Here is a 13,690-nt window from a genome sequence, read left to right as displayed (position 1 = left end):
GCACTGTGCGGGCTCCCCTAGCCGGGGGTCGAGCCTGTGCCGCATGCACCCAGCAGCCCGGCACCGTCCGTGCTGGCCGACGGCTGCTCTGCCTGCGGTCGCGTGGTTGCGGAGCGAACGACGTGCCGTAGACGCTTTTCGAGGTCACACCGGTTGAGGTGATTGGCGCGTGCGTACTTGGTCACCGCTTCCTGGACCACCGCTGCGGCTTCGTACCACCTCAAGCGCTGGTACTTCCGCTCCTCGTTGTCATTCAGCTGGCCGAGCCTGTCCCATTGAGAGTCGGCGGCTCGCTGCAAAGCAACCAGCTCGGCGGGCAGGCCTATGGCTTCTGGGTACGGCACACTCCGCGATTCGACGGGCTGGGCACAAGCTGCCTCTGACATCGAGTGCGCCTCTCTGGCCGGCGCCGACGGTTGAGTTGGTACGAAGGCCTGAGCTGTCCTGTCGGCCGAGGTGGGCACCGAAGTCGGGAGTGCGTCCGCGGTCTCGCGTGGCGACAGTCGGCATGTCGGCCTGTTCCAACTTGCCCTGGCTAATGGTTCGGCCTGCTGGAAAGCAGGCATCTGTGAGTCGTCGGCGCGTAGTTCATCGAGTCGACCGCGGTCTTCGCTGGTTACCCAGAACCGCTGCGGCTTGGTCCCGATGCGGAACTGAATCGGCACGACTGCGCCTGCCGCAGTCTCGCGCACCAGGTCGTCGAAGAGGATGTCGCGTGGCTTCGGCGTGGCGTGGTGCTTGCCGCAACGCCGTACGCCGTTGCCATCTGGGCACGGATAGACGGCGCGGAGGTCGCAGCGCCAGAAGTCCATCGCGCGGAACCCCCAGATCACACGCAGGTCGCCGGTCTTGGCGATGACATGAGCGGGGAGGTTGTTGCTGCGGGTCCACTGAGTGTCCTGGCGTTGGGCGTAATCAGCTCGGTCGGTGTGCCAGGCGGGCGTGATGCCGTTTTTCTCGGCTTTCGCTGCACGGGCTCGTACGCTGCGCGGGCCCTCTACGCTGGCGGAGGAGAGCTGAACCTCCCATCCGATGCGGCGCCCATCGGCTCCTTCAATGAGGGTGTCGGTCTGGATCCAGCTGCGGCCCACGCGTGTGCGGACTTCGCTGTCGCCGCGGAAGCCCCCGTCCTCCGCGGCGCGCAGGATTCGCTCTTGGTAGGCCTTGTGCTCGTCGCTCATGGGCAGGACGTGACGCTCTTCGTCCTCGGCCCTTTCGTGGACTGCTTCGCGACGCCCGTTCGCCCGTAATCGCAGGTGCATCCAGGCTGTCACTCCGGCTTCCTGGCACACTCCCCCGCACTGCAGATCCCGCTGTGACACCGGCACTCCGCGAGCGGCGTACATCCGGTCCATTCGATAGATCGTGTCCCACAGGTCCGGATACTCCGGATGTCCAAGGTCATTCCGGGTCAGGTCCAGGTGAATACGGAACTTCGTGTGCCAGACGCTGTTAGCCACGTACTACCGCCCTTCTGCCCCCAAAGTGATGCCAACCGACACGGTAGGGCCGAGCACCGACAAGGGGGCAGAGAGCTGCTGTCGTCTAGGGCGGGGATCAGCCACGTCCCACCAGCGAGCTTGGTCGCGCTATTACGTCGTAATAGCGCCATCGCCGGGGCCGGTGGCCCCCTTAGTGTGAGCGCATCAGCGTGGAGCAACGGCTTGGGCCCCGCTGCGCCAGTCGACGAAGCGGGGCCCAAGCAAGCGAGCGCCTCATGAGTCCTTGAGCAGCAGGTCGGTAACCTGGTGGCGGTATTCCTGGCTGCTGGCTGCGAGCAGGTCGGCTACGAAGGCCTCTGGGGTCTCGAGCAGTTCGAGAAGGCGGCTGATCATCCTGTGTCGTTCGGGCTGGCTCAGGTTCTGGAAGATGATGTCCATGCTGGCTGAGCCGTCCTCCCAGGGGATGCCCGCTTGGGAGGAGGCTGCGGCGCTGGTCGACCTCGGAGACTCAGCCTCTGTCAGCTTGGAGGTCTGGGGGCTGCTGTTCCCAGCAGCCCCGTTCATTACGTCGTAATGATCCTCGTCGGTTGCCGACTTCCCAGCGTCGCCCCGACCCGTGCCGTTTGCTCCGCCGCGGCTGCTCTTCCGGTTCTTCGCCCCAGCTTGCTTGTCCGCCTTCTCCTGTGCCCGCTTGTCCTTCAGCCGTTGCAGATGCCGGTCCTGCTCCTCCGGCTTCTTCCGACCAACCTGACGCAGCAGATCGGCAGGCTCCTCCCCCGCCACGAGCTTCTCCTGCAGCTCCGGTGTGAGGCTGAGCAGAGCAAGCCGCTGAGAGACCCAGCCCTGGGAACGGTGGAGCCGAGCCGCCAGAGCCTCCTGCGTGCCGTGGACGGTGAGCAGCTGCTGGAGAGCCTTGGCTTCGTCGAGATGGTCCAGGTCCTGGCGGTGGATGTTCGCGACGAGCGCTGACTCCAGGAGCTCGTCCGGGTTGCTGCCGAGGTCCTCGTCCAGCATCACCTTGATCTCGGTCAGGCCTGCTTCTCGGGCGGCCGCCAGTCGAGAACTTCCGTCGATGACGACGTACTTGGTGTCCTCTTCCAGCTCGGCTTCCCGGTCGGGGTTGGCCTCGAGGTAGGCGAAGCGGGACATGATGCTGATGGCCATCTTCTGGCCGTGGTCACGAAGGCTGCCGACCAGATCGGTCAAGTCACCAAGTTCCGACCTGGGGTTGGCCGGGTTGAGGCTGATCTGTGAGACGGGGAGTTTGATGGGCGGGGGAGCGCCTTCGGTCGGGGCGTTGGTGGCGGCGTTGATGGCGGCGCGTCGCGGGCTGATGGTTCGGGCGGCTTGGAAGGAGCTGCCGGTGCCGAGTGCCGATGCTTTGCTGCTCATGCGATCTCCCGTGCGAGCGCGCGCAGGGCCACGGCCTGGTCGCACTTCGGTGCGTAGGCGAGCAGGGGCTGCTTGAGCCGCACTGCTTCTTTCTGTTCCTTCAGGTCACCGATGACGCCGACAACGCGCGGATCCTTTATGTCCATCCAGGCTTCGAGGGAGGAGGTGGCGATGAAGCCGCGGCGGGCGTCGTAGTGGTTGACGACGATGCCGAGGTACTCGAGGTCCAGGCTCATGTCGTTGCGCAGGTCGTCGATCTGGGCGGTGAGGAGGCCGTAGGCGTCGGCGGAGCTGTCTTCGGCCTGGACGACGATCAGTACACCGGAGTTGCCGGGCTCCTCTTCTGGACGTCGCCGTCCGTAGTAGGCGGCGGCGTCCATGCTCAGGCCGAGGCTGGGCGGGCAGTCCACGAGGATCGCGTCGTAGTGGTCTTCGAGAGGGAGGAGGGCTCGCTCGAGGGCGGCTTCGCGGGCGCGGACACCGGAGAGTTTGACGTCGAGGAGGAAGGCGTCGGTGCACGCGGGCAGGAGGTGGAGCCTGCCGCCGAAGCGGTCGCCTTCGACCTCCACGATGAGGTCGCTGATGTCGCCCTTGGCCTCGCCTGCCATGTGCTTGGTGAGGCTGTCGCCGTCCAATGGCAGGGGCTCGTGGCCGAGTTGCTTGGTGAGGTGGCTCTGGGGGTCGAAATCGACGAGGAGCACTCGCTGGCCCAGTCCGGGCAGGTCTTCGTAGTCGAGCGGAGACTGCTGTTCGTGCTCGTCCTGGTTGAGGGCAGCGGCGAAGTGCTTGGAGATGCGGACCGAGTGGAGCTTGTCGGAGTCCTCCGCGAGTGCTTCGCCCAGGCCGGCTGTGACGGCGGTCTTGCCGACTCCGCCCTTCTGGTTGCAGATGATGCGGCGCTTGACGACACCGGGCCGCTGAACGTCCGGGGCCGGGTTCTTCTCCAGCCACACCAGGACGGACTGGGATAGCCCTTGGACGATGGACACTCCGCGGGCGTTGCAGTCCTGGCGGAACTCCTCCCACTGGCCCGGGGGAAGCCATGTGGAGAAGGACTTGGCGCCTGCGGTGTCGATGGGGGAGAGGTTCGAGCCCAGCGCACGCCAGGCTTTGATGCCCGCCTCGACCGCGTGCTGGATGTCGATGCCGTGCTGCGCGGTGCGGATCTTCAGGTCCTGCTGCAGCCCAGCCGGGAGCTTGGAGACGACCTTTTCCCGGTCGCCGAGGGAGGGCGATGTCATGGAGGACACCTTACTAACGTTCGAGATCATTTGAAGCCGTGACGCGTTAGTAAACTACAAGTTGCTGCTTTCGAGGCCATACAGACCACGGCGGATCATTACGTCGTAATGGTGAGCCGTGCCAGGGCGCGCCCATGCGGTGACCGAGCGGAGGCCGTATTACGTCGTAATACAGGACCCCGCCTTGAGCTCGCGGCGGCGAGTGTCATCTACCCGGCGGACACCAGGCACGTGGAAGCTGTGGACGCAGTGAGGGCGTAGTCGGTCGCCGCCATCGCCGCGGAGGTAGGTGAATGTCCTGTCTCAACGAGTTAGTCCATCGCATGTCGCTGACCTTCGCGGACTGGGTTGGATGAGACAGGGTGGACTCGGTTCGTTGAGACACAAGGCCGGTTGTCCTGTGCCACCGAACCTTGGTCATTGCCATCGAAGGTGATGATCGGTGAGTGTGTGCCATCGAAAGTTGAGCGCCACAGAGTGCTGGGCGTCACAACGGCGGAACGCTGTCCGACTACCGTTGCTCCGCATGACCCATGCCGAGATCGACATCGCCGCAGAACTGGTCCGGGACCTGCTGCGCGATCAGCACCCTGACCTGGCCCATCGCCCGTTAAGGCTCGGCGCGCGTGGTTGGGACAACCAGCTGTGGCGGCTCGGCGACGACCTCGCCGTCCGGTTGCCCTGGGCAACGCAGTCCGCGGACGCGCTGCTGCGCAAGGAGCATGCCTGGCTGCCGAGCCTCGCCCCGCACCTTCCACTGCCGGTCCCTGTCCCGCAGCGCCTCGGTGAGCCCTCCGAGCGGTTTCCACGGCCCTGGATCGTCACCACCTGGGTGCCGGGCGAGCCCGCCGACCGAGCCCCCGCCACGCGCGCTGCGGAGGCGGCCGACACCTTGGCCGCCTTTCTGACGGCGATGCATCGCCCCGCTCCCACGGGGGCACCGGCCGGCCGTGATCGCGGAGGGCCGCTGGCCGACCATGCCGAGAGGTTCGCCAAGCAGCTCGCCTCGGCCACCGAACTTGGGCTGATCCCCGATCCGGACGCCGTCCGCGCAGTCTGGGAAGACGCCGTTGCCGCACCCGACTGGGCGGGCCCGGCACTGTGGCTCCATGGCGACCTGCATCCGGCCAACGTTCTCACCGCGGACGGTACCTTCTGCGGCGTGATCGACTTCGGCGACCTCTGCGCGGGGGATCCAGCCTGCGACCTCGCCGCCCCTTGGATACTGCTGCCGGAAGGCGCCGCCGAACGCTTCTATGAGGCCTACCAACCGACCCCGGACGCCGCGACCTTGCGTCGCGCCCGCGGCTGGGCGGTGCTGCGCGCCCTCAGCGGCATCCTCATCGGAGAGGCAGGAGTCCACGGCCGTCCAGGCGGCAAGCCCACCTGGGGCCCACCCGCCCACGCCGCGCTGGGATCCCTGACCGTAACGGCCCACCGCTGATCACTCCGTTCCGCCCGGTCGTCGCCGCCCAGTACCATCCCGGAAAGTGACGCCCACGGCGCGACCAGCGGAACGTGCGCACAGGACCGAGATCCTCGAACCGGTTCGTCACGCAGTCCTGCAGCGCACGCCGACGGCGTCCGTGCTCGCGTCCACGTACGACAACTAAACGCACGACGGCGTCTGATCCACCCCAGCCGGTACAGCTATCCAGTACCCCCAGCGCACCCAGTCGCGCGACTAGGTTCGCTGAGACAGAGGCCCGAACGACTCGGTTCGTTGAGAAGACGGCTCGATTGAGCGAGACGGGACAGTGAGGCGGCGCTGGTGCACCCGTGACTCGCCCTGCATGCAGATCCGTATTACGTCGTAATACACGTAGCGTTCGCGCCCCTTGGTTGGCGCGAGCCGCCACACTGTCCTGCACCGCTCCTCGAGGGCAGAGGTCTCGCGAACCAGCCGACACAAAGGAAGGTTCTTGCCTGGGGGAGTGGTGATTCCCCGATGCGTTCGGTGACGTCCTGGCGAGCAGCTCCAGGTTGTCCTGTCTTGCACATACCTCAGTCGCCCGGGCGGAGCCGACGTGAGAGCCTCCCGCCCGTGGCTACTGACAGGCTTTGTCCGAGCTGAACGTCCGCGGGCCCTAGCGGAAGACGAGTGCCGCCCGCCGCGTCCACGACGCCCTGCTACCCGACCGGCCCGAGGAGCGCATCACCCTGCTCGTCCACACCGTGCTTGCCAAGGTGGTCGCTCCGTATGAGCGGTGGCTCGGCTGCCGACGGCGATCGGTGCGACGTAGACGAGTTGAATCACAGGGCTTCCTGAGCGCGACGGGCGGTGGAGTGGTGGTGGTCAAGCCGCCGTTGTCAGCTGACCCGCCAGTCCCCGTACGTCGCGCAGGTAGTTCACCACCGACGGTTCGCGGCGCCAGCGGACCAGCGAGTCGGTGTAGAGCTTCAGATAGTCCAGGCCCCGCACGCTCTGGAGCCGGGCGAACAGCCGCAGGGACTCATCGCCCAGCTGCAGCGAGTGGTCCAGTTCCCCGGCCTGGGCGTGCGCAGTCGCCAAGACGGAGAGTCGGATGCCGCGCGAGCGGGCGTAGGCATCGCCCGGCATTGCTCCCAAGGCGTGCCAGGCGAACGTGGACCTGGGCTGCCCCAGGTCGCGGAAGATCTCCGTGGCGTCAGTAACGATCCGCTGGCGGGAGAAGAACTCGATCCAGGTGCGTTCCCCGCTGCCCTCGGCCGCCCCTCGTTCCTGGAGGCGCTCTGCCAGGGCCAGGCAGGTGGCCGCCGCCCGCGCGTCCCGCTGCCGGGCATGCGCGCGGGCTTCGATGAGCTTGGCGAACCCCAGCACCCGCGGATCGGCAGCGGGGACGCGTTCGTAGGCGCCCTGGGCCATGTCGATGGCCTGGGAGGTGAAGCCGCGCATCAGCGCTTGCATCGCCATGGTGCTCAACACGTACGAACCGAGGTGCACGTCGCTGCCCGCCTTCGTGAGCCTCAGCGCTTGAATGAAGTGGCGCTGCGCGATCTGGTGCTGACCCGCGTCGAATGCTGTCCAGCCAGCGAGGCGGGCCATCTCGGCGGTCACCGAGAACAGGTCGCGGCCATCGCGCTCGGTGTAGCGCCCGCCGAGCAACGGGGTTACCCGCTCGTAGAGGTACGCCGTGAGGGAGGGCGACTTCCAGGTCGCCCCGCCAAAGCGGGAGTCCCACAGTCGCGCGGAGTCGGCTGCGGCCCGCAGTTCCTGGATGTGCAGCGGTCCCACGGTGATGCGGCCGGAGGGCGGTGCAAGGGGTTCGGTCGGGTTGACCAGCCAGCGGGTCACAGGCTCCGAGAAGGCCGAGACGACGAAGGGCGAGCTGGCGAGGAAGGTCCGCCGGTTCAAGGTGCTCCAATACAACGAGGCTTCGGTGATCGCGTCGCGCTGGCCCCTCGGGAAGTCCAGACCGGAGTCCTGGTCCAGATGGCCGGGCCGGTCCATACCGATCTCCTCCAGCCGCACCGGCCGGCCCAGTCCCTCGGACAGGACCTCGCACAGATGCCGGGGCACGGGCCAGCGCGGCCGTACCCCGCGTCGGCACCAGTTGGCGACGGACGTGTGCGTATATTCGCTGGTGATTCCATGTGATTGGCAGATGTTATTGAGGCGGTGGGCGAGTCTCTTGTGACTCATGCATGATTCTTCGATCAGGCTCTCAAGCCGGACGTTTCGTTGCGGCTGAGATTTCTTCCCCGCTACCACATCGGCCACGTGTGCCACCTCCTCCGAGAGCCGACCAACGCTCCAACAGCAGCATAGCCGGGCGGAGTTGGCGTGAGCATGGATGGCGATTCATGAGCCCCATCATGAGCCCTGCCGACCCTTCGCGTTCATTTGATCTCCTATTTAGAAGCCAGTGGAGAACGACGGGAAAAGGATTTCGAAGGGCGGGCCGGAATGAAGAGACGGCAGATGAACATGCGACGTGGCGGCGGTACGCGAAGGAAAGGACTTTGGCATTCCGGTCGCACGGCCCTCTGGGCACTGCGCGCGGCGCGGCTGACAGCAACGCTGCTGTGCGCCTACGTGCCACTGGCCGGACAGCTTCCGGCGCCCCTGCCAGCCCCGCTGCTCAACATCTTGGCACTGCTCACAGCGCTGCCCGTGCTGCTGCCGGGCGAGGGTTCAAGCGCCGGGTCGGAGGCGGGACCGGGGCCGGGCACGCGCCACAGAGGTCCGACGGGATGCCCGGGCGCCTGCCGGGGCCGCGTGGCCCGTCGCGGCTCCCGGCTCTGCCCTGGCTCCGGACCCCATCACGCGGCGGTGCTCATGGGCGGTTCCTCTCGGGTTAGGAGGCTAGCTGGCTTGGCCAGGGGAGGGACGGTGCAGGAACGGAGTCAACCGGCGTGCCGTCGACGTACCCCAGGCCGGTGACGTGGATCGTGGGTGTATCCCGCCTTGCGTGGTGTTCGCCTAGCGGGGGGCGGGCGAGTAGAGCCTGGAGGCCGGTCAGCCTGCTAGTCACCGGCACCACCGCCCCGGTGCGGGCAGCGGTGCCGGTGACCAGGCGGAGCGACCGGATCAGCGGCCAAGCTGGCAGACGTCGACCGGACCGCGGGTGCGGCGACCGCCTTTGGAGCGGACTGTGCCGATCCTCCGCGCCATCCTGATCCCGCTTATGCCGGTGGCGAAGGTGGGTTGGGCGACAAGGGGGCTGTCAGGCCTGGGGCACAGGCCGCGGGCGGGGTCGAGGTCAGCGGACTGGTCGTGTGCAGATGCCCTCCCTTTGGTGCCCGGGGCCGGAGTTCGGGTGGTCGACGAGTGCAGCTATGACGCGGGCACCCGGGCATCAAGATGGGCCCCAGCGGATGGCAGGGCCCATGCACGTGTACGGTCATTCGCGATCTCGCTGAAGACAACGGCAGGCCCTGAAGTCCGGTGTGCCGCCCGCCAGATCAGTGCCCGGGCTGACGGCCCCGCGGTCTCAGGGGATCCACGGACACTGTCCGCGCTCAGCGGGTCAGGTTGGCGAGGTAGGACTCGGCGGCTGACCACGGAGTCAGCTCGATACCAAAGCCGCTGTGTGCATCGGATCTTTGGATGTGGACCAACCGGCCGGAGAGGTAGACGACATCACCGGTGCGGAAGGCCCCGGTATACGCACCGAGGTAGCTGCGAAGGTGGGTGATCCTGCGGGCGAACACGGATGGTTCGTCGACCGTTGATTCCGTGACCGTGTCCACCTCGATCCCGTAAAGCGCCGGCGTGACCAGGCCCTCGGAGTGGTCCGTGATCCGGGCAAGGACAGAGATCGCCCCCACCTCTTTGGCAACCACGCCGGCGAACGTCTTGTCGCCGTCGTCCCTCAACGGCTCACAGTTGATGTGCGCCCCCGCACCGGCTGTCAGACCCTGCAGTTTGCGGGCCTCCTGGCGCATGACCGCGTCGAAGTTTCCCCCCACCATGTACTTGGCGCGCCGTACATACAGCCGGGTGAGGCTCTCGCCCTCGTACGGGTGGATGAGGGTGCGTTCGGCGAACAGTGCCTGTGCGGCCTCGTAGCCGCGTTGCCCGTAGCAGACCAGATCGATGTCGGAGCGGGGGTTGCTGGCGCCGACCAGGAAAGATCCGGTCACTCCGATGACGTCCGCAGCGCCAGCCCCGGTGATCCAGTTGATGATGGCGAGGAGGTCCTCGCTGACCGCTGTTTTGTCCAGGAGGCTGGGGGCCTGGTGCAGTGCGGCGAGGGTCTGGCGGCAAGAGTAGTGGGTGACGATGTCCTCGCGGGGCACGCCGGTGATGACGCACCCTACGGCGGGGGAGTAGATGTAGCACTCGGGCCGGTCGGCGAGGATCCCGAAAGCCTTGGATACGACGGAGTTCTGCCGGTAGGTCCGGCCGAACAGCTCCCGGTCGCCGCGGGCGTCGGGGTAGTACTTGACGTACCCCAGGAAGTGCGTGCCGGGATGGGCATCGCCGATGACTTTGAAGATCACCCCGGCGCGGTCCAGGAGGTAGTCGCGGTCACGGATGGTCGCCAGCGCTGTGCCCAGCGGCGAAGTCTTCGAGGCTGAGGAAGAGAGCGGTGTCGACCGTCCTGGTGCGCTCATACTGCTCGAGTCCCTCCGTGAAGAGATGACGGCGGTAGTGCCACTTCAGGTGCTTGTCCGTGCGAGAGGGGTCAGTGGGCCGCATCAGGGCGAGGAAGAACATGGCCTTGACGAGGAGGTAGGCGCCCAGGTTCTGGCTGGCTGTCTGTCCGGTTGAGTTCAGGCTCGCGTCGTCCAGCGCGGCGAGGTAGCGGTGCCGCTGGCCGGGGCTGGCGGTGTAGCCCTTGTTGCCGCCCTTGAAAGCGATGATGTCCAGGGCCGGGAGGACGTCGTATCCGAAGGGGACCAGGCCGTGGTGCTGCCAGTCGATGACCCCGGCAGGCAGGACGTTGGGCAGCCCGTAGTCAAGGTGGCCCCGCACCAGCGGCACCGTGCCCAGGCGGTCCAGCGCGTGCTCGAGCGCGGCGTGCGTGCGGGCGTTGTCCAGGTCGGGGTTCTCCTGGAAGACGTTCTGGGTGAACCCGGCACTGGCCAGCCATTGCCGCAATGTGCTGGGCGTGGGCTGGATGAGGTGGGCGGCCTGGGCACGCAGCAGCCGGACGGCGACCTGCGCGGCGGTGTCGACAACGTCGTCGGGCAGGTCGCGGCCGCCGTCGAGTGACGCCACCGCCCGGTCGTGCAGGGTCTGGTCGCCAAGCGACTCCTCCACGACGTAGTAGTGGCCCTCGCCGGTGACGCCCTCCTCCAGGATGTGCGGGACCGGGTAGTGCAGGTCCGCGATCCGACGCTGGAACGCCGCCTCGGCCCGCAAGCCCTCGTCACCGGTGCGGCGGTAGCGCATTCCGTCCGCGGAGACGTACACCGCGCCGTCGGCGGCGGTCCGCTTCTTGACGAACCACCAGCCATGGTCTGTTTCGTTCATCAGCTCGCTCCTTCCGGCTCCTGTGTGAAGCCGTGCGTGACCGGGTGCTCGGGGATAGCCTGGGACAGGGTCCGTGCGTCCATCACCCAGCGCATATCACCCGCCGCGACGCTGTGCCGCAGTTCGGCGAGGACGTCACGCCCAGGTGTGTCCGGCCGGGCCAGGTGGGCGCGGCGCCAGAATTTCAGCAGGGCCGGGAGCTGTGCCGCGGTGGTGCCCGCCCGGAGGTGCAGTGAGCACAGTGGCAGGAACCAGGTGAGGAACAGCTCTCGTAGCTGCGGGCTGATGCGGTGCACCTCGCACAGCAGTTGCAGCGCCGCGGTGTCGTCGTACGGGATGCGACCGTGCAGTGCGTACCGCAGCCGCGTGCCGTTGTGCCGCCGGAATGGAGCCCCGTAGGCAGCGACATTCGCCGCGGCGTTCTCGGTGACCGTCATCACTGGCTGCCTCGCGTTGGACCGGGCGGCAGCGGCCAGCACGGCGATGTGCACGCCGGCCCGCGGGTCCAGGACCAGGCCGTCGAGGCCGAGGGGCTCGAGGCTGATGCCGTGGTCGCGGGTGCGGGACAGGACCAGGCGCTCCGGGACGTTCTGGGCGATGGTCAGCAGATGTGCCGGTGGCCGGGCCCGGTGGGCGTGGAAGTCCTCACGTGCGAGCAATGGTGTGTCCGGCGGCCGGTCCCAGACCAGCAGGCTCCGGGTGTGAGGCCGGACGCCGTGATGCCCGCACGCCCGGCAGGCGTGGGCGACGGTGCCGGTCATGTGGCCGCAGCGGGTGCAGAGATGTACCGCGGTGGGAGTGATCGCCAAGGTGCCTTCGAGCAGGAGGCGTTCGGTCATCTCCAGCGCGAGAGCGGCCACGACGGGCGCGGGGTCGGTGAGGACGCCGCTGGCCGGGGGAGTGCCCGGCGTGTACTTGGCGGCTATCGCGCGTTCCTCCCGCTCCTGACGGCCAACGATGTCCCGGTCGAGGGCGTCACGGTGGTGCAGGTCTCCGGCCAGAGTGACGGTGTTCCACAGGTGCGGGACCGGCCCGGCGCCAAGGATCGTGTTGAGTGCTTCAGCCGCGCGGATACCGGTCGCCTTGCCCGGCCGTTCGGCGATGGCGAAGGGGCCGTTCTGCACGGGCCCGTTGATGTACAGGACGTCCATGTCCGCAGCCTCCTCAACAGTTCGGCCGGGCGGTGGCACAGGCGTGGAACACACCATCGACCTGTTCGTAGACCAGGACGGCGGCATTGGGTGTCTTGCACACGCGGGCTTCGTCGACCAGTTCGGTCACCGGCCGGCGCTCCAGGACCGCGCGCAGCGCGAGGATCGCGGTGTGGTGCGTGAACGCCACAACGTCCGCTGCGGGCTCGGTGTGCAGACCGTCGACATCCTCTCGGGGTCGGGCGGCAGGCTGGTGCTTGGCCGAGGAAGCGGTGGAGCTGGTGGGGTACCGCGGGCGTGCCGTCGTAGCGCTCCAGGCGGAGCCCAAGGTCTTGAAGCGGTACTGGTGAAGGGGCCCTATTCGTGACGTGCGCTGTCCCTGGGACTGCGATGCACCAAGGGGGCCCCACTGGGCCGAGCCGTCGGCGCTGTCCTTCTCTCCACCAACGACGAATCCGAATGACGACACACGGGTTGCTGACCTAGCGTTCCGCCCATGGCCTCCCCGGGTGACGACACCAGCGACGAGCCCTGCGTGACCATCCGGTGCCAGGACAACGCGTCCGTCGGCGTGACGTTCTGCGACCGGATCAGCTTTGACACGGACTCCGTGCGCTATGCCGTCGAGCTGCGAGCCCCAGGTCTGACCGCGCGTGTCAACGAGGTCGTCGCCTGGGTCTGGGACAGCGATCCCGCTCCGTTCCTGGAGGAGCTCGCCGCCGACTTCCGGGGATGGGACGGTGAACGGAGCTGGCAGACCAACAACCGGGACCTGGCGATCTCGGCCGTCTTCCGCTCCGGCGGGCACGTCGGGTTGACCTGGACCTTGCGGCCATGGCCGAAGGCCACCGGCGGCTGGGGCGCATCGGTGACCACCTGGCTGGAGGCCGGCGAGCAGATGGCCTCCCTGACGGCCGAAATCCGGCACTTCCTCGCCGGGGAGGAGCAGTGACGTCGGGCATCCGCATCACTTGGACGCTCGGGGCGCACGGATGGGCCGACTGCTCCCTTGAGGATCACCAGGCGAGGGCCGAGCTCACCGCGTCCTACATCACCAGTGCGCCCGAGGAGTTCCTGACCGCGGTGGCCCGGGTCGTCGCGGGCGAGACGGAGACCCGCGTCCAGTTCGAAGCCGAGCCGACCGCCTACCGGTGGATCTTCTACCGTGAAGGCGAGGACGTCTGGATCCGTGTGCTGGAACTGCGCGATAGCAGCGATCACGACAACAGGGGAACCGAGATCTGGTCGAGTCAGCTCGGCATCGACCAGCTCGCCCGTGCCGTGATCCGCTGCTTCGATGAAGTCGCACAGACTCATGGCGAGAGCGGCTACCGAGGCAAGTGGGGTGAGCACTTCCCCCGAGCCGAACTCGAAGCCCTCAGACGTCTCTGGCGCACTCACCAGCATCCCCAAGAACCGTAGTTCGGATAGTTCCGTGTAGGATCTCGCGGCTCGTGGCATATCGCGGTCGCTTGACCTGCGATTTAGCGGGTTGTCTCACGCCTTGGCCGGGGTGCGCTGTCTCAGCGTCGGGCCATTCCTCAACGCGCGTCTTGGCCAGGT

Annotated in this window: 11 protein-coding genes; 3 read left to right on the top strand and 8 right to left on the bottom strand. The window is 67.4% G+C overall.

Going from position 1 to position 13,690, the window contains the following annotated elements; translation table 11 throughout:
• Positions 1-17: 17 nt before the first annotated feature.
• From NMK44_RS40295 to NMK44_RS40285, 3 genes are all read right to left on the bottom strand, one after another.
• Entirely contained in the window at positions 18-1,460 is a 1,443-nt protein-coding gene (locus tag NMK44_RS40295) for a hypothetical protein (RefSeq protein WP_254752899.1), read from the bottom strand.
• A gap of 255 nt (positions 1,461-1,715) precedes the next feature.
• Positions 1,716-2,834 (bottom strand): ParB/RepB/Spo0J family partition protein, encoded by a 1,119-nt coding sequence (locus tag NMK44_RS40290; protein WP_254752898.1) that lies wholly within the window; start codon positions 2,832-2,834, stop codon positions 1,716-1,718.
• The gene (locus tag NMK44_RS40285; protein ID WP_254752896.1) at positions 2,831-4,075 is read right to left on the bottom strand and encodes a ParA family protein; all 1,245 of its coding nucleotides are present in this window, start codon (positions 4,073-4,075) and stop codon (positions 2,831-2,833) included. Before NMK44_RS40285 ends, NMK44_RS40290 begins: the two co-directional genes overlap by 4 nt.
• A 526-nt stretch (positions 4,076-4,601) precedes the next feature.
• On the opposite strand from NMK44_RS40285, the gene NMK44_RS40280 reads away from it, so the two are divergent.
• On the top strand, positions 4,602-5,519 hold the full coding sequence (locus NMK44_RS40280; protein WP_254752894.1) for an aminoglycoside phosphotransferase family protein: 918 nt from the start codon (positions 4,602-4,604) through the stop codon (positions 5,517-5,519).
• Positions 5,520-6,371: 852 nt separating this feature from the next.
• Here NMK44_RS40280 and NMK44_RS40275 read toward each other — a convergent pair.
• The 5 genes from NMK44_RS40275 to NMK44_RS40255 all read right to left on the bottom strand — a co-directional run bounded on the left by NMK44_RS40275 (position 6,372) and on the right by NMK44_RS40255 (position 12,317).
• Positions 6,372-7,766: an NsdA family TPR-like regulatory protein gene (locus tag NMK44_RS40275; RefSeq protein ID WP_489660298.1), complete on the bottom strand. Its 1,395-nt coding sequence runs from the start codon at positions 7,764-7,766 to the stop codon at positions 6,372-6,374.
• A gap of 1,250 nt (positions 7,767-9,016) precedes the next feature.
• Positions 9,017-10,114, bottom strand: coding sequence for a hypothetical protein (locus NMK44_RS40270; RefSeq protein WP_254752890.1), 1,098 nt, complete (start codon positions 10,112-10,114; stop codon positions 9,017-9,019).
• Complete coding sequence (locus NMK44_RS40265) at positions 10,029-10,976, bottom strand: phosphotransferase (protein WP_254752888.1); 948 nt, start codon at positions 10,974-10,976, stop codon at positions 10,029-10,031. Before NMK44_RS40265 ends, NMK44_RS40270 begins: the two co-directional genes overlap by 86 nt.
• A complete protein-coding gene (locus NMK44_RS40260) occupies positions 10,976-12,127 on the bottom strand; it encodes a hypothetical protein (RefSeq protein ID WP_254752886.1) in 1,152 nt (383 codons plus the stop codon). The genes NMK44_RS40265 and NMK44_RS40260 overlap by 1 nt, the downstream gene beginning before the upstream one ends.
• A gap of 13 nt (positions 12,128-12,140) precedes the next feature.
• The gene (locus NMK44_RS40255; RefSeq protein ID WP_254752884.1) at positions 12,141-12,317 is read right to left on the bottom strand and encodes a hypothetical protein; all 177 of its coding nucleotides are present in this window, start codon (positions 12,315-12,317) and stop codon (positions 12,141-12,143) included.
• A gap of 306 nt (positions 12,318-12,623) precedes the next feature.
• Between NMK44_RS40255 and NMK44_RS40250 the strand changes: the two genes are divergently transcribed.
• Both NMK44_RS40250 and NMK44_RS40245 read left to right on the top strand, forming a co-directional pair.
• On the top strand, positions 12,624-13,079 hold the full coding sequence (locus tag NMK44_RS40250) for a DUF6228 family protein (RefSeq protein ID WP_254752882.1): 456 nt from the start codon (positions 12,624-12,626) through the stop codon (positions 13,077-13,079).
• Positions 13,076-13,549, top strand: coding sequence for a hypothetical protein (locus tag NMK44_RS40245; protein WP_254752880.1), 474 nt, complete (start codon positions 13,076-13,078; stop codon positions 13,547-13,549). Before NMK44_RS40250 ends, NMK44_RS40245 begins: the two co-directional genes overlap by 4 nt.
• The last annotated feature ends 141 nt before the right edge of the window (positions 13,550-13,690 follow it).

Source organism: Streptomyces cucumeris, from assembly GCF_024295805.1.
Lineage (GTDB): Bacteria > Actinomycetota > Actinomycetes > Streptomycetales > Streptomycetaceae > Streptomyces > Streptomyces cucumeris.
This window is presented reverse-complemented; position numbering and strand designations above follow the sequence as displayed.

What these genes read in the sequence shown, in the direction of transcription:
- NMK44_RS40290 (WP_254752898.1), bottom strand. Translation starts at nt 2,834, where the DNA reads ATGAGCAGCAAAGCATCGGCACTCGGCACCGGCAGCTCCTTCCAAGCC.
- NMK44_RS40285 (WP_254752896.1), bottom strand. Translation starts at nt 4,075, where the DNA reads ATGACATCGCCCTCCCTCGGCGACCGGGAAAAGGTCGTCTCCAAGCTC.
- NMK44_RS40280 (WP_254752894.1), top strand. Translation starts at nt 4,602, where the DNA reads ATGACCCATGCCGAGATCGACATCGCCGCAGAACTGGTCCGGGACCTG.
- NMK44_RS40270 (WP_254752890.1), bottom strand. Translation starts at nt 10,114, where the DNA reads ATGAGCGCACCAGGACGGTCGACACCGCTCTCTTCCTCAGCCTCGAAG.
- NMK44_RS40265 (WP_254752888.1), bottom strand. Translation starts at nt 10,976, where the DNA reads ATGAACGAAACAGACCATGGCTGGTGGTTCGTCAAGAAGCGGACCGCC.
- NMK44_RS40260 (WP_254752886.1), bottom strand. Translation starts at nt 12,127, where the DNA reads ATGGACGTCCTGTACATCAACGGGCCCGTGCAGAACGGCCCCTTCGCC.
- NMK44_RS40250 (WP_254752882.1), top strand. Translation starts at nt 12,624, where the DNA reads ATGGCCTCCCCGGGTGACGACACCAGCGACGAGCCCTGCGTGACCATC.